The 21,820-nt window shown below is 71.4% G+C and carries 19 protein-coding genes; 6 read left to right on the plus strand and 13 right to left on the minus strand.

Going from position 1 to position 21,820, the window contains the following annotated elements:
• The first annotated feature begins 49 nt into the window (after window positions 1-49).
• Window positions 50-1,216: an MFS transporter gene (locus KVT45_RS36615; protein ID WP_217553563.1), complete on the plus strand. Its 1,167-nt coding sequence runs from the start codon at window positions 50-52 to the stop codon at window positions 1,214-1,216.
• A 4-nt stretch (window positions 1,217-1,220) separates the two neighbouring features.
• Here the strand turns inward: KVT45_RS36615 and KVT45_RS36620 are convergent, their stop codons facing one another.
• Window positions 1,221-1,886, minus strand: coding sequence for an epimerase (locus KVT45_RS36620; protein ID WP_217553487.1), 666 nt, complete (start codon window positions 1,884-1,886; stop codon window positions 1,221-1,223).
• A complete protein-coding gene (locus KVT45_RS36625) occupies window positions 1,883-2,548 on the minus strand; it encodes a TetR/AcrR family transcriptional regulator (protein WP_217553488.1) in 666 nt (221 codons plus the stop codon). Before KVT45_RS36625 ends, KVT45_RS36620 begins: the two co-directional genes overlap by 4 nt.
• Before the next feature lie 75 nt (window positions 2,549-2,623).
• On the opposite strand from KVT45_RS36625, the gene KVT45_RS36630 reads away from it, so the two are divergent.
• Window positions 2,624-3,091 (plus strand): nuclear transport factor 2 family protein, encoded by a 468-nt coding sequence (locus tag KVT45_RS36630; protein ID WP_217553489.1) that lies wholly within the window; start codon window positions 2,624-2,626, stop codon window positions 3,089-3,091.
• A 177-nt stretch (window positions 3,092-3,268) separates the two neighbouring features.
• Entirely contained in the window at window positions 3,269-4,795 is a 1,527-nt protein-coding gene (locus KVT45_RS36635) for an APC family permease (RefSeq protein ID WP_217553490.1), read from the plus strand.
• 49 nt (window positions 4,796-4,844) lie between these two features.
• Here the strand turns inward: KVT45_RS36635 and KVT45_RS36640 are convergent, their stop codons facing one another.
• Together KVT45_RS36640 and KVT45_RS36645 are read right to left on the minus strand one after the other, a co-directional pair.
• Window positions 4,845-5,597: a YoaK family protein gene (locus tag KVT45_RS36640; protein WP_217553491.1), complete on the minus strand. Its 753-nt coding sequence runs from the start codon at window positions 5,595-5,597 to the stop codon at window positions 4,845-4,847.
• Window positions 5,598-5,708: 111 nt separating this feature from the next.
• Window positions 5,709-6,644, minus strand: coding sequence for a LysR family transcriptional regulator (locus KVT45_RS36645; RefSeq protein WP_217553492.1), 936 nt, complete (start codon window positions 6,642-6,644; stop codon window positions 5,709-5,711).
• Between the two features lie 170 nt (window positions 6,645-6,814).
• On the opposite strand from KVT45_RS36645, the gene KVT45_RS36650 reads away from it, so the two are divergent.
• A complete protein-coding gene (locus tag KVT45_RS36650; protein ID WP_254647876.1) occupies window positions 6,815-7,777 on the plus strand; it encodes an alpha/beta fold hydrolase in 963 nt (320 codons plus the stop codon).
• A gap of 56 nt (window positions 7,778-7,833) precedes the next feature.
• A complete protein-coding gene (locus KVT45_RS36655) occupies window positions 7,834-8,748 on the plus strand; it encodes a squalene/phytoene synthase family protein (protein ID WP_217553493.1) in 915 nt (304 codons plus the stop codon).
• Here KVT45_RS36655 and KVT45_RS36660 read toward each other — a convergent pair.
• Both KVT45_RS36660 and KVT45_RS36665 read right to left on the minus strand, forming a co-directional pair.
• Window positions 8,739-10,646: a glycoside hydrolase family 97 protein gene (locus KVT45_RS36660; RefSeq protein WP_217553494.1), complete on the minus strand. Its 1,908-nt coding sequence runs from the start codon at window positions 10,644-10,646 to the stop codon at window positions 8,739-8,741. The genes KVT45_RS36655 and KVT45_RS36660 overlap by 10 nt on opposite strands.
• Before the next feature lie 25 nt (window positions 10,647-10,671).
• Window positions 10,672-12,987: a Tat pathway signal sequence domain protein gene (locus KVT45_RS36665; RefSeq protein ID WP_217553495.1), complete on the minus strand. Its 2,316-nt coding sequence runs from the start codon at window positions 12,985-12,987 to the stop codon at window positions 10,672-10,674.
• A gap of 307 nt (window positions 12,988-13,294) precedes the next feature.
• Here KVT45_RS36665 and KVT45_RS36670 point away from each other — a divergent pair, with 307 nt between their 5' ends.
• On the plus strand, window positions 13,295-13,867 hold the full coding sequence (locus KVT45_RS36670; RefSeq protein WP_217553496.1) for a MarR family winged helix-turn-helix transcriptional regulator: 573 nt from the start codon (window positions 13,295-13,297) through the stop codon (window positions 13,865-13,867).
• A 40-nt stretch (window positions 13,868-13,907) separates the two neighbouring features.
• On the opposite strand, the gene KVT45_RS36675 is transcribed toward KVT45_RS36670, so the two are convergent.
• The 7 genes from KVT45_RS36675 to KVT45_RS36705 all read right to left on the minus strand — a co-directional run bounded on the left by KVT45_RS36675 (window position 13,908) and on the right by KVT45_RS36705 (window position 21,724).
• Window positions 13,908-14,609, minus strand: a complete 702-nt coding sequence (locus tag KVT45_RS36675) for a gamma-glutamyl-gamma-aminobutyrate hydrolase family protein (protein WP_217553497.1) — start codon at window positions 14,607-14,609, stop codon at window positions 13,908-13,910.
• Entirely contained in the window at window positions 14,606-16,096 is a 1,491-nt protein-coding gene (locus KVT45_RS36680; RefSeq protein ID WP_217553498.1) for an aldehyde dehydrogenase, read from the minus strand. The genes KVT45_RS36675 and KVT45_RS36680 overlap by 4 nt, the downstream gene beginning before the upstream one ends.
• Window positions 16,097-16,156: 60 nt before the next feature.
• A complete protein-coding gene (locus tag KVT45_RS36685) occupies window positions 16,157-17,602 on the minus strand; it encodes an APC family permease (protein WP_308310973.1) in 1,446 nt (481 codons plus the stop codon).
• Between the two features lie 186 nt (window positions 17,603-17,788).
• Window positions 17,789-18,427 carry a TetR/AcrR family transcriptional regulator gene (locus KVT45_RS36690; protein ID WP_217553500.1) on the minus strand — a complete coding sequence of 213 codons (639 nt, stop codon included), beginning with the start codon at window positions 18,425-18,427 and terminating at the stop codon, window positions 17,789-17,791.
• Window positions 18,428-18,470: 43 nt separating this feature from the next.
• On the minus strand, window positions 18,471-19,325 hold the full coding sequence (locus KVT45_RS36695) for a fumarylacetoacetate hydrolase family protein (RefSeq protein ID WP_217553501.1): 855 nt from the start codon (window positions 19,323-19,325) through the stop codon (window positions 18,471-18,473).
• Between the two features lie 10 nt (window positions 19,326-19,335).
• Window positions 19,336-20,271, minus strand: coding sequence for a 3,4-dihydroxyphenylacetate 2,3-dioxygenase (locus tag KVT45_RS36700; RefSeq protein ID WP_217553502.1), 936 nt, complete (start codon window positions 20,269-20,271; stop codon window positions 19,336-19,338).
• Window positions 20,264-21,724, minus strand: a complete 1,461-nt coding sequence (locus KVT45_RS36705) for an aldehyde dehydrogenase (RefSeq protein WP_217553503.1) — start codon at window positions 21,722-21,724, stop codon at window positions 20,264-20,266. Before KVT45_RS36705 ends, KVT45_RS36700 begins: the two co-directional genes overlap by 8 nt.
• Window positions 21,725-21,820: the final 96 nt, after the last annotated feature.

The following is a 21,820-nucleotide window of genomic DNA, read 5'->3' on the forward strand; positions in this document are numbered from 1 at the left end:
CGGTGACGCGCAGGTGCCGGTGGACGTGCGCGCGGTCGAGCCGCGACGGATGCCGGGTGGCCTGATCGCGCTGGCCCTCGGCGGGTTCGGCATCGGGCTCACCGAGTTCCTGATCGCCGGGCTGCTGCCGCAGGTGGCGTCGGATTTCGCGGTGTCCGAGGCGACCGCCGGCCGGCTGATCTCGGGGTACGCGCTGAGTGTCGCCGTCGGCGCGATCGCGCTCACCGCGGCGACGGCGCGGCTGCCCCGCAAGCAGGTCCTGGTCGGTCTGGTGGCACTGTTCGTCGTCGGCAACCTGCTGTCCGCGGTCGCGCCCACCTACTCCGTGATGCTGCTCGGGCGGATCGTCGCCGCCCTGTGCCACGGCTCGTTCTTCGGCATCGGCTCACTCGTCGCCCGTGGTCTGGTCGCACCGGAGCGGAAGTCCCGCGCGGTGGCGGTGATGTTCGCCGGGCTGACGCTCGCGAACGTCCTGGGTGTGCCGTTCGGTGCGCTGGTGGGCGAGCGCTGGGGCTGGCGGGCGGCCTTCTGGGCCGTCACCGCGATCGGTGTGCTGGCGCTCGCCGGCATCGTGGCCCTCGTCCCCGGCCGGGCGGGCGCGGTGCCGGAGGGCGGGGCACCCGGTGGGCCGCGGGACCAGTTCCGTGCGTTCCGCTCCTCGCAGGTCTGGCTCACGCTGGCGGCCACCGCGCTCGGCTACGGCGGGATGTTCGGGGCGTTCAGCTACATCGCGTACACCTTCACCGAGGTCGGCGGGTTCTCCTCGGCGGATGTCGCCTGGCTGCTGATGGTGTACGGCGTCGGTCTGGTGGTCGGGAACCTGGTCGGCGGCCGGGCGGCCGACCGCGATCGGGACCGCGCCCTGATCCTCGCGCTCCTCGGACTGACCGTCACCCTGGCCCTGTTCGGCCTGCTGGCCGGCAGTGCCGTGGCGTCGGTGGTGCTGGTGTTCCTGATGGGGGTGACCGGGTTCGCCGCCGTACCCGGCATGATCACCAGGGTGACCGACGCCGCCCACGGAGCGGCGCTGGCCGCGAGCGCCAACGTGTCCGCGTCCAACGTCGGCAACGCCCTCGGCGCCTGGCTCGGCGGCCTGGCCATCACCGCGGGCCTCGGCTACACGGCGCCGCTGTGCACCGGTGCCGCGCTCGCGCTGGCCGCCCTGGTCGTCATGCTCGTGGCCGCGCGGCGGGCCGGGTCCTCGGTACGGAAGTGAACCGTCAGGTGCCCAGGCGGTTGATGTCCTTGCTGTACAGCACCCTGCTCTCGGTCACGCCCGCGCGGGTCACCGCCAGCATGGCGCGGCCCAGGTGTTCGGTGGTCGTGGTGTGAGCGGGGACGAGGCGGTGCAGCAGGGGGTAGCCCCAGGAGGTGAGGGTGTACATGACGCGGTAGGAGCGGGTCCGGGAGACCGCTCCGTGGCGGGGCTGGATGTAGCCGGGGCGGAACATGTACGCGTTCATCGGCAGAGCGAGCAGGGCGTTCTCGGTGCGGCCCTTCACCCGCGCCCACATGGTGCGGCCCTGTTCGGTGCTGTCGGTGCCCTCGCCGGAGACGTAGGTGAAGGTCGGTCCGGGGCTGGCGGCGAGCACCGCGTGGGCGGCGGCGAGCGTGAAGTCGTAGGTCACGCGGGTGTATTCGGCCTCGCTCATGCCGGTGGAGGAGACGCCGAGGCAGTAGAAGCAGGCGTCCAGACCGGTCAGCCGGTCGCCGATGGCGGACAGGTCGGTGAAGTCGTCGTGGCTGACCTCGGTCAGCTTCGGGTGGGTGATGCCGAGCGGGCGGCGGCCCACCACCAGGACACTGCTGACCGTGGGGTCCAGGAGGCAGGCGCGCAGGACGCCTTGTCCGACCATGCCGGACGCACCGAACACGACGACGTTCACGAGGTTCTCCGTTGCTGGGAGGCGGTGTCCGGTGCGGGGCCGGACGTCCACCAGGCGGGGGCGCAGGCCACGGCCGCGTCGACCAGGTCGTCCTTGGTGACGGACGGGTCGTCGAGCCAGGCCTTGATGGCCCCGGCGAACCCGTGGGCCATGAACTGGGCGATGACCTGGCGGCCGGCGCCGGGGAGGCCGGGCTGTTCGGCACGGGCCAGGAACGCCAGGGTGTACTCGCCGAAGTGCCGTACGAGTGCCTCGTAGACACCGCTGTCAGCGGGGTCGGCCAGGGAGTTCCGGTAGACGTCCATGAACCGTTCGACGTGGTCGGCGACCCCGGCGGTAGCGAGCCGGAGCAGTTCCTGGGCGGAGTGTCCGCCCAGGGCCCGTAGCTCGTCCTCCTCGCGATGGGCGCGTTCCAGGTCGTCGTAGAGGACCTGGATGAGCGGGTCCAGCGGGGTGCTGTAACGGTTGTAGAAGGTCGCCCGGGTGACGCCGGCCCGGTCGGCGAGCTCGGCGACGGTGATCTGGGAGACGGGACGCTCCGAGGCCAGCTCCACGACGGCCTGCTCAAAGGCGCGGACCGTGCGGGTGATGCGCGGATCGATCCGGTCGTTCAGAGCACTGCCCTCCTGGCCTTCCCGCGCGAGGCCGTTGCGTGGCCACACCGGCAGTGCTTTTATACCTCCGTGAAATAGACATCTGTCAAATAGACGGGTGCAGCAAAGCGGGAGGAACCCCTCATGGCCGCCCACACCTCTGTCTCCCCGCAGGAGGCCGCCGACCGGCTGGCCATCCGCGAGCTGGTCGACGCCTACGCCCACTGCGCGGACCGGCGGGACGCCAAGGGCCAGATGAGCCTGTTCACCGAGGACACGCGCTTCCTGGTGTTCATGGACGCCACGGCGGCACAGCCGACGCAGGAACTGCACGGCCGCGACTCCCTGGCCCCCGTGTTCGACAACCTCAACGCGTATCGGACGACGACCCACTTCAACGGCCAGAGCACCGTCTCCCTGGACGGGGACCGCGCTACCGGCGAGAGCTACTGCCTGGCACACCATCTCTCGGTGGCGGACGACGGTCGGCGCACCCTGATGATCGCGTCGATCCGCTATCTCGACGAGTTCGCCAAGCAGGACGGGGAGTGGCTGTTCGCCGAGCGCCGCCTGCTGGTGGACTGGACGGAGACCCGCCCCTCGACGCCCTGACCGGTGCCGGGAAGCAGGGGCGGGCAGTTCCGTTCCCTGGGGATTTCCCGGAGGTTTCCGGCGACTGTGAGTGCCGGGGCGATGGTCACGACTTGGGTCCGAGCGCTTGTGTGCTTGTGCGTCGCGGCGGATCATTGGCCGAATTCCGCCCCTCACCCGAGCACGCTGGAGTAACAGGTGACCGCTGGCCCCATCGCATCCGAGCCGGTCGACGCGCCGGCCGCTGCCCAGGAGGAGCGGCAGAAGCTGCGCAAGCACTTCGGCCGCTTCGACATCCTGTTCTTCCTGTTGTGCACCATCGTCGGGGTGGACACCATCGGCGCCGTGGCGTCGTCCGGTGCCGAGGCGTTCACCTGGCTGATCGTGCTGGCCGTGGTGTTCTTCGTGCCCTCCGCGCTGCTGATCGCCGAGCTCGGGGCCGCCTTCCCCGACGAGGGCGGCCCCTACATCTGGACCAGCCGGGCCTTCGGGCGGCTGGCCGGCGCCGTCAACAACTTCCTGTACTGGATCACCAACCCGGTGTGGCTGGGCGGCACCCTCGCCGTCTCCGCCGTCACGGCGTACACCACCTTCTTCAACGACGGGAAGGACCTGAGCACCCCCGCCTTCTACGTCTTCACCCTCGTCTTCGTCTGGGTGGGCGTGCTCGCCGCGATCCTCTCCTTCGACGTCGGCAAGTGGATCCCGACCATCGGTGCCTGGAGCCGGTTCGTGCTGCTCGGCCTGTTCACCGTCACGGTCGTGGTCTACGGCATCCAGCACGGCCTGCACGGCTTCGGCATCGGCGATTTCTCGCCGACCTACGCGGGATTCGTCGGCCTGGTGCCGGTCCTGATGTTCAACTACGTCGGTTTCGAGCTGCCCAACACGGCCGGCGACGAGATGACGAACGCGCAGAAGGACGTTCCCTACGGCATCTTCCGCAGCGCGGTCATCTCGGTCCTGCTGTACGCGCTGCCGATCCTCGGCATCCTGCTCGTCCTGCCGGTCAAGGCGATCACCGGCCTCGGCGGCTTCGTCGACGCGATCCGGCAGGTCTTCACGGTGTACGGCGGCCACGTCGCCGCCGACGGCACGCCCACGCTCAGCGGGTTCGGCAGCGTGCTCGGGGACCTCGCCGCGATCATGTTCATCCTCACCGTGCTGTCCTCGGGCGTCACCTGGATCATGGGCTCGGACCGCGCCCTGGCCGTCTCCGGCTACGACGGCGCGGCGCCCCGCTTCCTCGGCGTGATCTCCAGCAGGTTCGGCACCCCGGTGCGGGTGAACATCCTCAGCGGCCTGGTCTCCACCGGTGTCCTGATCCTGGCCCACCAGCTGACCAACGGCAGCGCGGCCAAGCTCTTCGGCGCGGTCCTCGGCCTCGCCGTGTCGACGACCCTCGTCAGCTACCTGGGCATCTTCCCCGCGCTGCCGTTCCTGCGCCGCAAGTACCCGGACACACCCCGTCCGTACCGGGCCCCGTTCCCCTGGGTCATCAGCGTGGTGCTCACCCTGCTCATCCTCTTCGCCAGCGTGCAGCTGGTCGCGCCCGGGGCCGGCGACCACTGGTTCGGCGCCGACTACGCGCCGGACGGCTGGACCCACGCCGAGCGCGGGAAGTACCTGCTGACGGAGCTGGTGCCGCTCGTCGGATTCATGCTCCTCGGCGTCCTGTTCTGGGCGCTGGGGCGGCCGACCCGGGCCGCGGCCCGCGGGAAGTAGGGACGGCGACCGCCCGGACCCGCCGTGCGCCCCGGCGTCCGCACGCCGGTCACAGCGGGTCGGTCCAGCTCGCGTCCGAGCGGGTCAGGGTGAAAGCGGTCAGTGTGCAGCCGGCGAGGAGCAGGGTGGCGAGCAGCAGCGGCAGGGACGGGTCGCTGTAGCGGACGGCGAAGGTGCCGACGAGTGCTCCGGCGAACATCGCCAGGATCGAGAGGGCGCGGCGGCCCGTCCTGCCTCCGTGGCCTCCGGCGGCCCTGCTGTCGGAGGCGATGCCGGTGATGGTCATGGTCAGGACGGTCGTGGTCAGGTCCGGTACGGCGAGGGCGCGGGCCGTCGCGTTCTGGATGCCCAGGGCGAGGCCGAGCAGTGCGATCAGCGGGTACCGGGCGCCGGCCGCGTCCAACGGGGCGTCGAACCGGGCGACGGCGTAGGCCGCCAGGACCAGGACCGTCTCCAGGACGAGCGCCAGGTGCAGGACGCGGCCGCGGTGGGCCCGGCGTGCGTGGGCGATACGGCCGCCCACCAGGGCGCCGGCTCCGAAGGCGGCCAGCGCGGCCAGTGAGGCGGCCAGGGAGAAGCCGGCGGCGCCCGCGATCGCGAACCCGGAGAAGACGACGTTGCCGGTCATGTTGGCGACGAAGACGTGGCCGAGCACCAGGTAGCTGAAGGAGTCCACGAGGCCGGTGACCACGGTGAGGGCGAGCATCACCGGGGGCAGGGGGCCGTGGCGGTCGGCCGGGTCGGGCAGCACGGTGGCCCGTGCGTCACGCACTACGGGCCGGACCGCATCCTTGATCGACATGGTGGTCCATTCGGGTCGGGAACGGGGGCGCGCCTCGTGCGGTGCGTCCCCTCCAGCCTCCGGCCGACCCGACCCCTCTGTCCAACATATGGATTCGCACGCAGCGATCGCTTATCCCGATCGATGGGTTGCGTGCCGGTCGAGCACGTCGAGGAAGGCCGCGCCGGCCGGTGCCAGCCGGGCGCCGTCGTAGACCACGCAGATGTGGTGCACGGCCTCGTCGTCCGTCAGGCGCAGCATCCGGGCGCCGCGGGGCAGGTCGTCGGCGGTGTCGGGACCCAGCAGGGGGCCGGGGCCGACGACGGTGGAGCGGGGGACGACGGTGACGCCCACCCCGCGTACGGCGAGCCGGATCATGTCGTGGATCTGGCCGACCTCGAAGTGCCGGCCGGCCTCGACTCCCGCGCGGGCGAAGGCCGCCTCGACCTGTCGGCGCAGGCCGCTGCCGCGGGCGAACTGGATCAGCGGGTGGCTGTCCGGCAGTTCGGCGAGGTCGATGACCTCGCGGTCGGCGAGGGCGTGCTCGCGGGGTACGACGGCGACCAGCGGGGCGCTGCCCAGCATCCGGCGGTCCAGTCCCTCCGGCACCTGCTCGGGGCCGAGGCCGACCACGGCGACGTCGAGGGTGCCGGCGAGGACCGCGGCGGCCATCCGGGAGCTGGGCGCGTTCGACACGCGCAGGTCGATGCCGGGGTAGCGGGCGCGGTACTCGGCGGCCACCTCCACCATGTCGAAGGACACGGCCATCGTCTGCACCAGGCCCAGCCGCAGCCGGCCCCGGTGCAGCCCGGCCAGCGCGTCGAGGGCGGCCTGGGCGTTGTCGACGTCGGACAGGATGCGCCGGGCCAGCGGTTCCAGCAGCTCACCGGCGGCGGTAAGCCGTACCGACCGGCTCGTGCGGTTGAACAGCGGGGCGCCGACGTCCTTCTCCAGCCGGGCGATCTGCTGACTCAGCGCCGACTGCGCCACATGGCAACGGGCGGCTGCCTGGGTGAAGTTACGGGTGTCGGCGACCGCCAGGAAGTACTTCAGATGCCGCAGCTCCATGGTGTCAATCTCTCCTGACGATGCATTCCCGTCAATCAATAGGCCTGGCAGATCCGTTCCGCCCCGGACCCGGCTGCCCGACACCACGCCCGAGGCGACGCACGCCTTCGACGCCGCCGGAGCAGGGCAGGAACGGGTAGCCGAAGATCATTGCGCGTACGCTCGTGCACATGGTTCAGCATCGAATGGTCGACGTGAACGGGATCCGGCTGCACATCGCCGAGGAGGGTTCCGGCCCGCTGGTCGTGCTGCTGCACGGCTTCCCCGAGTCCTGGCACTCCTGGCAGCACCAGTTCGGCCCGCTGGCCGCGGCCGGCTTCCGCGTGATCGCCCCCGACCAGCGCGGGTACGGAAGCAGCGATCATCCCGAGGACGTCGAGGCGTACAGCATCTTCCACCTGGTCGGCGATGTCGTCGGGCTGATCCGGGAACTGGGCGAGGAGCAGGCCTTCGTCGTCGGGCACGACTGGGGCGCGCCGGTGGCCTGGCACACCGCGCTGCTGCGGCCCGACCTGGTGCGCGGGGTGGCCGGGCTGAGCGTGCCGCCGCCGTTCCGCGGGGCGCAGCCGCCGCTGCAGACGATGGACAGGAGGTTCGGCGGCCGCTTCTACTGGAACTACTTCAACCGCCCGGGTGTCGCCGACGCCGAGTTCGGCCGCGACCCGCGCACCACGCTGCGGAAGTTCTTCACCATGGCGTCCGGGGAAGGCGCCGGCACCGGTGAGATCCGGCAGCCGCTGGTCGACCCCGAGCGCGGCTGGCTCGCGGACATGCCGGATCCGGAGACCCTGCCGCAGTGGTTCACCGAGGCGGACCTCGACGCCCTCACCGAGAGTTTCTCCCACGGCTTCACCGGCGCCCTCAACTGGTACCGCAATCTCGATCGCAACTGGGAACTCACCGCCCCCTGGCAGGGCGCCGTGGTCACCCCGCCCGCGCTGTACGTCTACGGCGACCGCGACCTGGTCCCGGCGTTCCCGGGCACGCCCGAACTCATCGAGCGCCTCCCCGCCCTGATGCCCAACCTGGTGCGCGAGCCCCTCAAACTGGCGGGCTGCGGACACTGGACCCAGCAGGAGCGGCCGGACGAGGTGAGCGCGGCGCTCCTGGAGTTCCTGAAGTCCCTTTCCTGAGAGCACGGTTCACGGCCCCCGGCCGGGCGGTCCGCGGCAGCCTCTACGATCATCCCGTGAGCGCGTGGAACAAGACCCTGACCGCGGCGGGCATCACGGACCCGGAACTGCGCCGGGACTACAGCACCCAGCGGCGGATGGTGCGGCAGTACCGGCGCAGCGCCTACCTGGCCTGCCGGGTGCTGCTGCCGCCTGCCGTGCTGCCCCATGTGGTGGCCGCGACGGCCGTGATGCACCACGGGGACGTTCTCCTGGACAGCGGCCCGAAGCCGGAGCGGGCGGTGGCCTGGGCCGCCTGGGAGCGGCGGGTGCGCACCGCGCTGGAGACCGGCACCAGTGACGATCCGCTGGTCCGCACCCTCCTGCACACCGTCTCCTCGTATCCGCGGCACCGGGAGGTCGTGGAGGCGTATCTGACCACCGCCGCCGCTGAGTTGGAGTTCGACGGCTTCGCGACCGAGGCCGACTACCAGGCCTATGTGGACGCCTACTCGTTGCCCGCCTTTCTGCCGATCGCCGGGCTGCTGGGGCCCGAGAGCGACACCGACGGGCGGTTCCGGGCGGCCTGCCGCACGCTCATCGACGGCAGCCAGCGGCTCGACTTCGTCAACGACCTGGCCGAGGACCTGCGGGAGGGACATCTGGGGATCCCGGCGGAGACTCTGAAGCACTTCTCGGTCACGGTGGAGGACCTCGAGGCGGGCCGGGCCTCCGACGGCCTGCGCTCCCTTGTGGAGTACGAGGTCGAGACGGCCCGGACCGATCTGCGGTCGGGGCGGGAGGTGCTGGCTCTGATGCCGGCGCCGCACCGGCCGATGGTGAGCGCCCTCATCGAGATCGAGCTGATGACCGCCGAGGCGGTACTGGCCCGCGGTACGGGGGTGCTGCGGGGTTCGGCGTCACCGTCCACGGCGGGCACACTCAGGCTGTTGCTCGGTGCCCGCCGGGCGGCGGTGCGCGCTCAGCGGTAGCAGGTGGTGACGCCCGGGTGCCAGGGGCAGGCGATCCCGGCGAAGCCGCCGTTGGCGACGATGTCGAGGCTCAACTCGTCGCCGCCGCTCAGCACTTGCCGGTCCTGCACGAGTCCGTCGGCGCCGTCCCGGACCGTCTCCACCAGCCAGCGTCCCCGGCCGATGGTCAGCGGCACGCTGGCGGTGCGGGCGGCACCGGCGTACACCCCGCCGAGGAACCAGCGGTCCCCGCTGCGGCGGGCGAGGACGGCTTCCTGTCCGGGGCTGCCGGCGAGGAGACGGGTGTCGTCCCAGGCGGCGGGCTCCTGGTCCATGAAGTCCCGGGCGAGGGGCCGTTGGTCGTACGACTCCGGGGTGCCCGCGAACATCTGGAGCCCCGACTCGTAGACGACGGTGAGTCCGGCCTCGGCCGCGTCCGAGTTCGGGCGCAGGCCGACGCGCTGGAAGCCGCCGGGGGTGAAGTCCATGGAGCCGATGACGTTGCGGGTGAAGGGCAGGGTGGTGAGGTGGGCGGCGGTGTTGGTGCGCTTCTCCTCGCCGCCGACGGCCTCCATGCTCATCACCTGGGGCCAGGTGCGCTGGATGCCCTTGGGCAGGGTGGCGCCGTGGAAGTCGACCATGAGGTGGTGGGCGGCGGTCTGAGCGAGGATGGTGTCGTACCACTGGAACATGGACTGCGCCTCGGAGTTCATGAAGTCGATCTTGACTCCCTTGACCCCCCAGCGCTCCAGCGTAGGTAGCCATTGGGCGCGTTCCTCGGGGGTGTCGAGGTCGCGCTGGTGGATCCAGACGATGATCCCGACGCCCTTGGCCCGCGCGTAGTCGACGAGTTCGGGCATCCAGCTGTCGGTCTGCCAGTCGGGGTCGGTGACGTCCCACTCGTCCTTCTTGAAGTACCAGCCGGAGTCGACGGCCTCGTAGGGCCAGTGGTGTGCGGCCGCGTAGTCGACGTACGCCTTCTGCGCGTCGAGGCTCTGCCCTGCCGTGCGGCCGCCGGCCAGCCAGGTCCACAGCACGGTGCCGGGGCGGATCCAGGAGGTGTCGGCGACCTTGGACGCGGGGGCGAGGTCGTCGGTGAAGGTGGACCGGGTGACGGTGGCGAGGTCGCCGGTGATCATGGCCCGCCAGGGGGTGGTGAGGGGGCCGTCGGTGTGGACCTGGCCGTCGGCGAGCCGGACGCGGTACGTGCCGGTGCCCTGGGTGTGGGCGAGCCGGGCGCCGGAGTAGCTGCCGGTGAGGTCGGACTCGGCGAGCAGGGTGTAGCCGCCGTCGGTGGCGAACAGGGCCTGGTCCGAGTACTCGCCGGTCGGGGCGGTCGCGGCGGTGTACTGGTTGAACTGGCCCTCGTTGTCGACCCGGTAGGTGCTGAGCCAGGCGCCCGCGTCCGCCGGGAGCTCGAAGGCGGAGGTCTCGCCGAGGACGTCGCCGTACCCGGCGGGCAGCACGTAGCGGTAGGCGATGCCGTCGGCGGAGGCGCGGACGACGAGGTCGAGACGGGCGCCGGCGGCGGTGGCGAAGGACAGCCGGGTCTCGTTCATGCGCACCCGGCGGTCCAGGCGCTTGCCGGACTTCGCCCGGTAACGCTCCTCGACCGTACGGTCCTTGCGGTGCAGGAAGCGCAACCCCTGGGAGAGATCGGCCTGTTGGGTGACGATTCCGACGGGCGACGGCTCGATGACGGTACGGCCGTCGCGGGAGACCGTGAGACTGAGGGTGCCGGTGGTGTCGTCGAGGGCTATCCGGGCGCGGGGTGCGTGGGCCGCCTCGGACACGGTCCAGGTATACGGCGGCCGGCGCTGCTGCTCGGCCAGCGCGGGCGCGGACGCGGTCGCGAGGAGGGTCGCCGCCAGCCCGGCACAGAGCGCGGCGGCCACGGTTCTGGTGAGTGGAACGGCCATGAGAACCCTGCCTTCCGGTCGGTGGTTACGGCAGTCCCCACGCCGCGCCCGGTTCGCTGACGGCGACGGGAGCGATGACGAGGTCGGGGCGGGAGCCGGAGTGCACGAGGACCTCGCGGCCGCGGGGCAGGTCGATGGCGAGGGTGCCGTCGCCGAGATCCTGGGTGTGGGCCGGGGTTCCGTCGTCGAGCAGGACGGTGAGGGGGCCGGTCAGGCCGTGCCGGAGTTTGAGCGGCTCGCCGGCCAGGCTGCGGATCCGGATGAACCGGGTGCTGCCCGCCTTGCGCACCGCGCTCACGAGGAAGGCGCCCTGGGTGCGGAAGTCGTGCAGGGTGAGGTCCGCCCATGCGGTCGGCACGGCCGGGAAGACCCGGATGATCCCGCCCCAGCTCTGGCAGAACATGTCGTGCAGGGACTGCGAGGCGGACAGCGGGGTCTCGATGACCGGACCGGCCTCGGTGTAGTGAGTGTTGGCCCGGCAGGGGTAGCGGGTCGTGGGGTCGAAGAACTTCCGCAGGTAGCCGATGGCGGTGTCGCCGTCGCCGGTCATCGCGTACATGGAGGCGGCCCCGGTGTAGCTGTAGCCACGGTGGGCGCCGGTCAGCGCGTGCCAGCGGACGACGGACCTGGTGATCAGGTCGCGGTTCTCGGGCTGGTCCCAGTTGACGAGGTACAGCGGGTACACCATCAGCAGGTGCGAGTAGTGGCGGTGGGACTGGGCGTACGGGGTGTCGGCGCCGATCATGAAGCCGTTGGCGTCGACCGGGTACGGGGTGAGCCGGGCCAGTACCTCCTGCCAGCGGGGCTTCAACTCGTCGTCGATGCCGAGCAGTTCGGCGGAGTCGAGGAGTGTCTGGCAGCCCCAGCGGATCAGGGCCAGGTCGTAGTTGGTGTCCTGCGGCGGCACGATCGGGTACTCGGGCGAGAGCGTGCTGGGCAGGTGCAGTTTGCCGTCGCTGCCCGGGGTGAAAAAGTGCCAGTAGTAGTTGATCGCGCGGCGCAGCACCGGGTAGATCGTGTCGCGCAGCAGGGACTTGTCCATGGAGTGGCGGTACGACAGCCAGACATTGTGCAGGGCCCAGGTGAGGTCGCCGGTCTCGGCGCCGGTGCCGGGTCGTCCCACCTCACGGTCGGCGAACATGTCGGAGCTGCGGCCGATGCCGGAGCTGTCCGAGCGGTAGGCGGCGGGCACGTTGGCGGTGAGCTGTTCCTGGTTCTGGCGCAGGGTGGTGGCGAGGGCGTCCAGTTCCGGGTGGTTGAAGCCATGGATCAGCCAGTATTCGAGCTGGACGTTGAGGTTCCACCAGACCGCGGGCCAGGGGGTGGGTTCCAGCCAGGGGCCGGGGGTGGCCATGACCGGGCCGCCGGCGCGGCTGGCGGAGGCGACCTTGTAGAGCTGGATCCAGTGGAAGCTCTGGAGCCGCTGGTCGGGGAAGGACACGAAGCTCTTGCGGTAGAAGGCGTGCCACCAGCGGGTGTGGCGTCGTCTGAGCGTGCTGTATGACATAGCACTCCGCAGGTTCCGCCGGGAGTCGGCCTCCGCGGCTCTGCCGGAGGGGAAGCTGTGGCCGACGCTCAGCAGCAGTTCGTCGCCGATACGGCGGTAGGAGGTGGCCGTCTGGCCGCCGCCGGTGAGAGGTTGGAGGACCTGCTCGGTGCCGTCGGCCGTGGTCCGGGTGGTCCAGGGCGGGTTGGCGGTGTAGCCGGCGGGCGGCGACTCCTGGATCTTGCGGGGGCTGATGGCCTCCTCGGGGTGGAAGGTCCAGGTGACGCGTTCACCGCCGCCGGCCGTGGCACGGACGGCGAGGACCTCGTCGTGGACGATGGCGGCGAGGGTGAGGGTGCCGGCGGTGGTGGTGACGGTGCCGGTGAGTTCGGCGTTCCAAAGGCCGAGGCGCCAGTCGACGGCGGTAATGGTGCCGGCCGGTTCGAGGGTGAGGTGTCCGACGGGCAGGCGGGCGGTGCCCCAGCCGCTGCCGAACTCCGGCCGGTGGTCCTGGACCCGGCCGTGCTGGACGGTGAGGCGGATCTGGTTGGCGCCCGGTTCCTGGTAGACCATGCTGCCGAGCAGCCCGTCACCGAGGAACGGCCCCTCGTACCAGAGGGTCGGCAACCTGCTCCACAGCAGGTCCTGGCCGCGCAGGAAACGGTCCCAGGCGCCGTCGGTGGTCATGGTGTCGCGGAGTTTCCAGGGGCGTGCGGCGGCCCCGGCGTCGGCCGGTCCTCCCGCCGGTGCCGCGTGGGCGGTGCCGGGCAGGGCCGCGACCGCCGCGCCGCCCAGGGCGGTGCCGAGTACGGCTCTGCGGGGCACCGGTGAACGTTTCTCCGGGTGCGAGGTCATCATCGTCCTCCATACCTGACGGATCATCGATACATCGGGTGTATCGGGGAACCTAGGCACCCGACTTGCACCTGTCAACAACCCCAACAGTGCCGGGATTTCGTCCACTCGGGACCGCTACACGCGCATGAGCTCGGCGTTCACATCACCAACCCTGACTCAAGTCCTTGACTCATCCGATGTATTGGGGTTACCTGTGTTCGCCTTCCCCGGCTCACGACCCGGCGGCCGTACAATTTGAGGCCGAACGACCGTGTGACCGTCAGGGGCCGTACGGTCCCCCGCGAAGTGTGCGAAGGAGCCGTCCGTGCCCGGTCACCGGTCCATCACCGAAGCCGAGAAACTCGCCTCGGCGAAGCTCGGCGGCATCCCGATCCGCCGGGACCAGATGGCGGCCGTGTCCAACATCCACCGGGCCGCATCCGCCGTGCGCCAGCACCTGGAGAACTCCGTGCTGCGCGGCTCGGACCTCACCTGGACCGCGTTCGTGGTGCTGTGGGTCGTGTGGGTGTGGGGCGAGTCGGAGACCCGGCATGTGGCGGAGGAGGCCGGGATCTCCAAGGGCACGCTCACCGGGGTGGCCCGCACCCTGGAGTCGCGCGGGCTGCTCGGCCGCGCCGGCCATCCGGGCGACGGCCGCCTGGTCCTGCTCAGCCTCACCGAGAAGGGCGAGGAGCTGATGCAGCGCGTGTTCCCGGCGTTCAACGAGGAGGAGGCCTTCGTGACCTCCGGGCTCAGCGACGCCGAGTGCCGGACCCTCGCGGAGCTGCTGCGGCGGGTCGTGCTCCAGGTCGAGGAGCACGGCGAGGAGCGGCGGCGGGAGCTGCTCGACGGCGCCGAACCCGCACCGCGCCGCAGCGGGCGACGCCCCAAGGCCTGATCAGGACGCCTGATCGGGACGCCTGATCAGACCCCCTTCATTACGCTGCCGCCCGCACGAACGCGTCGAACAGGCGCTGCTGCGCCGGGTCTTCGTGGGCGGTGTCCTCGGGATGCCACTGCACGGCGGTGAACCAGCCCCGGGCGCCGGTCAGTTCGAGGCCTTCGACCGTGCCGTCCGCCGCGGTGGCGGTGACGGTGAGGCCGGTGCCGAGGCGGTCCACGCGCTGGTGGTGGTAGCAGGAGGCATCCGCCTTCTCCTCCCCCACCGCCTGTTCGACGCGCGAGCCGCGACGGAGGGTCACCGGGTGGCGCAGGTGCCGGTGGGTGCGGTCCGGGCCGCCCATGTCCTGCTCCAGCGTGCCGCCCAGCGCCACGTTCACGGCCTGGAGCCCCCGGCAGATCGCCAGCAGCGGCACCCCCGACTCCAGTGCGTGGCGGGCGACTTGGAGGTCGAAGGTGTCCTGGAGGTCGTCGACGTCGTAGACGCTGTCGTGGGTGTCGGTGGCGCCGTAGCGGTACGGGGCGAGGTCGCCGCCGCCGGGCAGCAGCACGCCGTCGAAGCGGGCGAGCCGGCCGGGCACGTCGGTGTCGGCCGGGTGGATGCTCGCGGGTTCGCCGCCGGCCCGCCAGACGGCCTCGATCAGGGCCCGGGCGTTGACCTCGGCGGCGAAGCGCAGCGCCGAGCTGGTGGCGGAGAACCGGGCGGGTACGGCGATGAGCGGGCGGGGCGGACGGGTCACAGCTGGATCCAGGTCGTCTTGAGTTCGGTGTACTTGTCGATCGCGTGCGCGGACTTGTCCCGCCCGTTGCCGGACTGCTTCATCCCGCCGAAGGGCACGGTCAGGTCGCCCTCCTCGTAGCAGTTCACCCAGACCGTGCCGGCCTTCAGGGTGCGGGAGACCCGGTGCGCGGTGGACAGGTCGGAGGTCCACAGACCGGCCGCGAGCCCGTATTCGGTGGCGTTGGCGAGCCGGACCGCCTCGTCCAGGCCGTCGAAGGCGAGGACGGACAGCACCGGGCCGAAGATCTCCTCGCGGGCCAGCCGCATCCCGGGGTCGACGCGGTCGAAGACGGTCGGCCGCAGATAGCTGCCGCCGCTCTCCGTCAGGGTGCGTTCGCCGCCGGTGCGCAGCCGGGCCCCCTGCTCACGCCCGGCGGTGATGTGTCCCTGGACGCGCTCCAGGTGCGCCTCCCCGACCAGCGCGCCCATCTCGGTCACCGGGTCGAGCGGGTCGCCGATGCGGAGTTCCTCGGCCCGGCGGACGACGGCCTCCGTGACGCGCTCGGCGATCGAGGAGTGGACCAGGAGCCGGGAGGGCGCGGTGCACATCTCGCCCTGGTTGAAGAAGATCCCCCAGGCGGCGGTGGCGGCGGCCCGGTCCAGGTCGGGGGCGTCCGGGAGGATGATGTTGGGCGACTTGCCGCCCAGCTCCAGCCAGACCCGCTTGAGGTTGGAGTCGGCGGAGTAGCGCAGGAAGTGGCGGCCGACGGCGGTGGAGCCGGTGAAGGCCAGCACGTCGACGTCGGGGTGGAGTCCGATCGCCCGCCCGGCCGTCGGGCCGTCGCCGGTGACGACGTTGAGGACGCCGGGCGGGAGTCCGGCCTCGGTACCGATCCGGCCGAGGAGCAGGGCGGAGAGCGGGGAGGACTCGGAGGGCTTGAGGACGACCGTGCAGCCGGCCGCGAGCGCCGGGGCCACCTTCCAGCTCGCCAGGGTGAGGGGGAAGTTCCAGGGGACCACCGCGCCGACGACGCCGGTCGGTTCGCGGGTGACCAGGGCGAGGGCGTCGGCGGCGGTGTGCGGGGACTCGTCGGTGAGCTTGTCGGCCAGCTGCCCGTACCAGCGGAAGGTGGTGATCGCGGCGCGCAGCTCGATGGCGTACGCCTCGGTGATCGGCTTGCCCATCTCCAGGGTGATGGTGAGGGCGAGCTCTTCCCGCTGTTCTTCGAGGAGTTCGGCCATGCGCAGCAGGATCCGGCCGCGCTCGGCGGGCGCCAGGCGGGGCCAGGGCCCGGTGTCGAAGGCGCGGCGGGCGGCGGCCACGGCGTGGTCGACCTCGGCCTGGCCGGCGTCGGCGACCTGGGTGAGGAGCTGTCCGTCCCGGGGGGAGACGACGGCGAAGGTCGCTCCGCCCCCCGGCTCGTCGGTGCCGTCGATGTGGTGCTGCGCGGGCAGGTCGAGGGCCTTGGCCCAGCCGACCAGTTCGTCGGGGGTGAGGTCCAGCATGGTGTTCCCAATCGGAAGGCGGGGGCCCGGCCGTGCGGGGGCCGGGCCCGGCGGGGTGCGTCAGCGGCGGTGGACGAGCCGTGCGGTGCCCGCCCCGAGGAGCAGGACGGCGGGGACGGCGAGGACGAGCCAGACGGCCGTGCTGGTGGCGCCGCCGATGAGGGTCGTGAAGTTGGCCAGGATCACCCAGATCATGGCGGCGATGCCGAGGGCGCCGAGGGCCGGGGCGATCCACGTGTTCCAGGGCCGGGTGTCGAGGCGCTCGCGGCGGAAGAAGACGATCACCGAGACCGAGGTCAGGAAGTACAGCAGCATGCAGGCCAGGACGCCGACGCCGCTGAACCAGGAGAAGAGGGTGAGGACCGGGTCCTTGCCGGCGAGGGCGAAGGGCATCACCAGGAGCACCGCGATCGCCGTCTGGACCAGGCCCGCGGCCCATGGCGAGTGCCGGTGGTTGAGGGTGCGCAGCCGGCCCGGCAGCAGGCCCTCGCGGCTGAGGGAGAACAGGTAGCGGTTGGCGGAGTTGTGGAAGGCGAGGATGCCGGCGAAGAGGGAGGTGGCCAGCAGGATCGGCAGGACGTCGTTGACCCAGCCGCCGAACTGGTCGGCGATGGGTGCGAAGACGAAGACGGTGGAGTCGCCGCCGGCCAGCGCCTTGCCCGCGGCCGCGGTGACCTTCGAGGGGCCGTACGAGGAGACCAGCATCCACGACACGAAGGCGAAGAAGCCGGTGACCACGGCGACCGAGAGGTAGGTGGCCCGGGGGACGGTCTTGCGGGGCTCGCGGGCCTCCTCGCCGTAGATGGCGGTGGCCTCGAAGCCGAACATGGAGGCGACGGCGAACATCAGGGCCACGCCGGGCGCGCCCTGGAGCACGGCGCCGGGCGAGAAGGTGCCACCGAAGTCGAGTCCTTCGGGGCCGCCGCCCTTGAAGAGGGTGACCAGGGCGAAGGCGAGCAGGATGCTGAACTCGGCCAGCACGAACACGGCGAGGACCTTGGCGCCCAGCTCGATCCCGGCGGCGCCCAGCACCTGGACCACGACCATGGTCACCAGGGCCCACACCCACCAGGCGATGTGCGCGCCGGAGTAGTGCTCGACGAGCCCGCTGACGGTGTACCCGTACAGCCCGTACATCGCGGCCTGGACCGTGCAGTAGGCGAACAGCGCCACGGCCGCGCTGCCGCTGCCCGTCGTCCGGCCGAGCCCCTTGCCGATGTACGTGTAGAAGGCGCCGGCGTTCACGACGTGCCGCCCCATGGCCACGAAGCCCACCGAGAACAGCAGGATCACCGCTCCGGCGAGGGCGTAGGCGGCCGGTGCCCCGGCGCCGTTGCCCACGGCGACGGCGATCGGCACGGCGCCCGCGATACCGGTGAGCGGTGCCTGCGCGGACAGGACGAAGAAGAGGATGCCCAGGACACCCAGGGCGTTGCGTTTGAGGGTGGCCGCGGGCTGGTCGCCCGCTCCGGCCTGCGGAGAGGCGTCGACCGTCTGACTGTCCACTCGGATCACCTGCTGAGGGGAAGGGAGAGTTTTCGTTTTGAGCCAAACGAGTTGCCTCATGGTGGGCCGGAACTATCCATCTGACAAGGGGGTGGGAAGGGGAATTTACGCCAGGGAAACCGCTGTGCCCAGGGCATGGCAAACCCCCCGGCGCGACCGCGACGGGGGGTTCCGGGTCGGGCACGCTCAGTCGCGGTTCTCCGGCGGCCGCTCACCCAGGGTGCGCAGGAGGGAACGCAGCTCTTCCAGCGCCGCCTCGGTGTCCGCGCGGTCGCCGATGCCGGTGAGCTGGTGCAGCACCAGGCCGTCGAGGGCGGCGAAGACCAGCCGGTTGAAGGCGGGGCTCACGTCGCCGGGCAGGATGCGGGCCAGCTCGCGCTGGGAGGCGCCGAAGTACTCGTCGTAGAGCGCGCGGACCTGCGGGAGCAGCTCGGGCCGGCGGCGGGCCTCAAGGAGTAGCTCGTACTGGTACGCCTGGCCGTCCGCGTCGTCCTCGACCATGTCCGTCATACCGGCCACGAAGTCCTCGGGCTTCCCGGTGCCGGGCTCCAGCAGGCTGCTGCTGAGGCTGAGGTGCACGGCGTAGGCGAGGGACTCCTCGATCAGCGCGTCCCGGGAGCCGAAGTGGTGGACGACCAGGCCGTGGGTGACCCCGGCCTCCTCGGCCACGGCACGGTAGGTGAGGTGCCGCAGTCCCCGCGCGCCGACGACCCGGACCGCGGCCCTGAGCAGCGCCTCGCGCCCCTCCCCGTAGCCGAGCCGCTTGCGCGCCCGGGCATCGGGCCGGTCGTCGGGCTGGTGCGAGGCCTCGGCGGATTCGGTCATGGTCGCGACCCTACCCGCCGGCTCCCGGCACCCGCCGTGGCGTCTACCTGCGGGGCGCGCGGATGCCACGGAACTCCCAGTCCCCGCCGAGCGCGGTGGACAGCACTTCCTCGGACTCGGTGGGCTGGGCGCCGACGTCGGTGCGGATGGGGGTGGGCCCGGTGACGATGTGGTTGGTGAGCCGCCCGAGGCCCTCCACCTCGACCTCGACGACGTCGCCGGGCCGGACGGGCCGCGAGTTGGCCGGGGTACCGGACAGCAGCACATCGCCCGGGTAGAGGGTGATCGTGCGGGCGATGTCGGCGACGAGATAGTGCATGTCCCACTTCATCTCGTCGGTCGAACCGTCCTGCACCACCTCGCCGTTCACGTACGTGCGCAGCCGCTTGCCGTGGAAGTCCCAGTCGGTGACCAGACCGGGGCCCAGCGGGCACAGCGTGTCCGACCCCTTCACCCGCAGCATGGAGCCGGCGTCGGTGTCGCGGAAGTCGTGCAGCCCGTAGTCGTTGGCGACCGTGTAGCCGGCGATGTACTCCCCCGCCTCCGCCTGGGAGACGTTCCGCGCGGTCTTCCCGATGACGATGGCGACCTCGCCCTCGTAGTTGAGCCACTTGCAGCCCTCGGGCCGGACGACGGCGCCCCGGTGGGAGTTGAGGGCGGAGGTCGGCTTGTGGAAGTAGGTCGGGGTGTCGGGCAGCCCGATCCGGAACTCCTCCACACGGCTGCGGTGGTTGAGGTGGACGGCGATCACCTTGGACGGCACGACCGGCGGCAGGTGCTGCGCCTCCTCGATCTTGACGCGACGGCCGTCCCCGGCGACGAGTTCGTCCCCGTCGACGGTGACCTGGACGGCGGCGCCGTCGAGGAGGATGCGGCGGTACTCGGAAAAAACAGCCATGGCGGCCTTCCTAGGGGCGGCGGTGCGGGTGGTGGGGCGGGGCGCTCACGGGCGTGCCGGTGCCGGTCCAGCCGTCGGCGGGCCGGTCGAACCAGAGGTGCACCTGGCCGGTGCCGATGGAGTTCTCGTACTCGCCGTACTGGCGGGCCGGGGCGGCACAGGCCTGCTCGCCGAGGGCGCCGGCCAGCATCAGGTAGTGGGAGAACCTCGCCTCGGGCTTGAACTTCCAGAACGCGTCCATGGTGTCGAGGACCTTGTCGTGCCGGCCCTCCTTGAACCACTCGATGCGCTCGTGGTCCGCTTCCCGTGCCTCGGGGGTGCGGATGTGCACCGGATCGCTGGCCTCGTGGTCGCGCAGCTCGCGCAGCGGCCAGAAGGTGTGCGAGAGGGCACCGGAGGCGATGACCAGCACCCGCCGCCCCGGCATGGCGGCGATCCCGTCCGCGAGCGCCCGCCCGAGCCGCAGGTGGTCCTCCATGTCCCCGGTCTGGCACACCCCGATGGTCACCCACCGCTTGTCGGGCAGGCCCTCCCCCAGGAACTTCCAGAGGTTGATCGTGGCGTAGTAGATCGGCAGGTACTCGTCGTCGATCGGGGTGATCCAGGTGCCGTGCTTGTCCGCGAACGAGGCGATGCTGTGGGCGAGTTCCGGGTCGCCGGGAAAGTCGTACGGCATCCGGCACATCCCGCGCGGCAGTTCCTCGGAGGTGAACAGTCCCGCCCTGCGCCGCTGTGCCGTGACGACGAACTCGACGGTGGTCGCCCAGTGGGAGTCGAGTACGACGACGGTGTCGTAGTCGTCCCGCTCAAAGACGTCCTTACGGAGCTGTTGGAGGCCGGTGACAAGGGTGATCTCCTTGCCCTCGTTCAGCTCCAGCCGGTCGGCCTCCGGCAGCACGATGGTGGGGACGTGGGCGAGGAGCCCCGCCCCGACGATCTCACCCATGGTCCTTGAAGCCCTTCGGTGCGGTGACGGTGTTCTTCAGGTCGCAGTAGAAGTCGAAGCTCCAGGTGCCGCCCTCGCGCCCGACACCGGAGAGGCGGGAGCCGCCGAAGGGTGCCTGGAGGTCGCGGACGAAGAAGCAGTTGACCCAGACGGTGCCGGCGACCAGCCCTGCGGTGACCCGCTCGGCACGCTCGGGGTCGCCGGTGGCGAGGGTGGCGGCGAGCCCGAACCGGGTGTCGTTGGCGAGCCGGACGGCCTCGTCCTCGTCGGCGAAGGTCTGGAGGGTGAGAACGGGCCCGAAGACCTCCTCCTGCACGACCTCGCTGTCCTGCGCGACGTCGGTGAGGAGCGTCGGCGCGTAGAACTGCCCGTCCCGGCGGTGCCCGCCGATCACGGCCCGCGCCCCATCGGCGATCGCCCGCCGCACGAATCCGTCGATCTTCTCCAGCTGGCGGGGGTGGATGTTGGGTCCGATGTCGGTGGCCTCGTCGCGCGGGTCACCCTGCCGCAGCGCGCCGGCCTTCGCCACGAACCGCCGGGTGAACTCCTCGGCGACCGACTCCTCGACCAGCAGCCTGGTACCCGCCAGGCAGACCTGCCCGGCGTTGTCGTACTGCTCCACCGCCAGATCGACGGCGAGCTCCAGGTCCGCGTCGGCGAACACCAACAGGGGCGACTTGCCGCCGAGTTCGAGGCTCAGGGGGGTCAGGTTGGCGGCGGCCGAGGCGGCGATGCGCTTCGCCGTGGGCACGGACCCGGTGAAGCTGATCCGGCGCACGTCCGGATGGGAGGTGAGCGCGTCGCCGATCTCGGCTCCGTACCCCTGCACGACGTTGAGCACACCGGCCGGCAGCCCGGCCTCGGCGGCGATGTCGGCGAGGAGGGAGGCGGTGAGCGGGGACCACTCGGCGGGCTTGAGGATCACGGTGTTCCCGGCGGCGAGGGCCGGGGCGACCTTCCAGGTGGCCAGCATGAGCGGGGCGTTCCACGGGGTGATCAGCACGCAGGGGCCGGCGGGGTCCCAGCTGACGTGGTTGCGGTGACCCCGGGTCTCGAAGTCCTCGTGGTCCAGCTTGAGCAACCAGTCCGCGAAGAAACGGAAGTTGTGCGCGACGCGGGGCATGACTCCACGCCGGTGCGAGCGCAGGAGGGCGCCGTTGTCGGTGGTCTCGACGATCGCGAGCTCTTCGATGCGCTTCTCGACACCGTCGGCGATGGCGTGGAGGAGACGGGCGCGTTCGGCGCGGGGGGTGGCGGCCCAGGAGGGGAAGGCGTCGCGGGCAGCGGCGACAGCGGCCTGGGCCTCGGCGGGCCCGCCGCGGGCGACTTCGCCTATCGGCTGCCCGTCGATGGGCGAACTGTCGATGAACGTCTCGGCGGAGGCGACGCGTTGGCCGCCGATCCAGTGCCGGGTGTCGACTGGGACTCCGGCAACGTTGATTTTGTCAGCCATGAGAGGGGCTCCTGATAATCGGGGGAAACTGGACCTACTCAGGGGCGCGGGACTGTGCTGAATTTGCGGCTGCCGCCGCGTGGGCGCGACCAGCCA

The sequence above is a fragment of the Streptomyces sp. GbtcB6 genome (assembly GCF_019091475.1).
In the GTDB taxonomy this organism is placed as follows: Bacteria; Actinomycetota; Actinomycetes; order Streptomycetales; family Streptomycetaceae; genus Streptomyces; species Streptomyces hyaluromycini.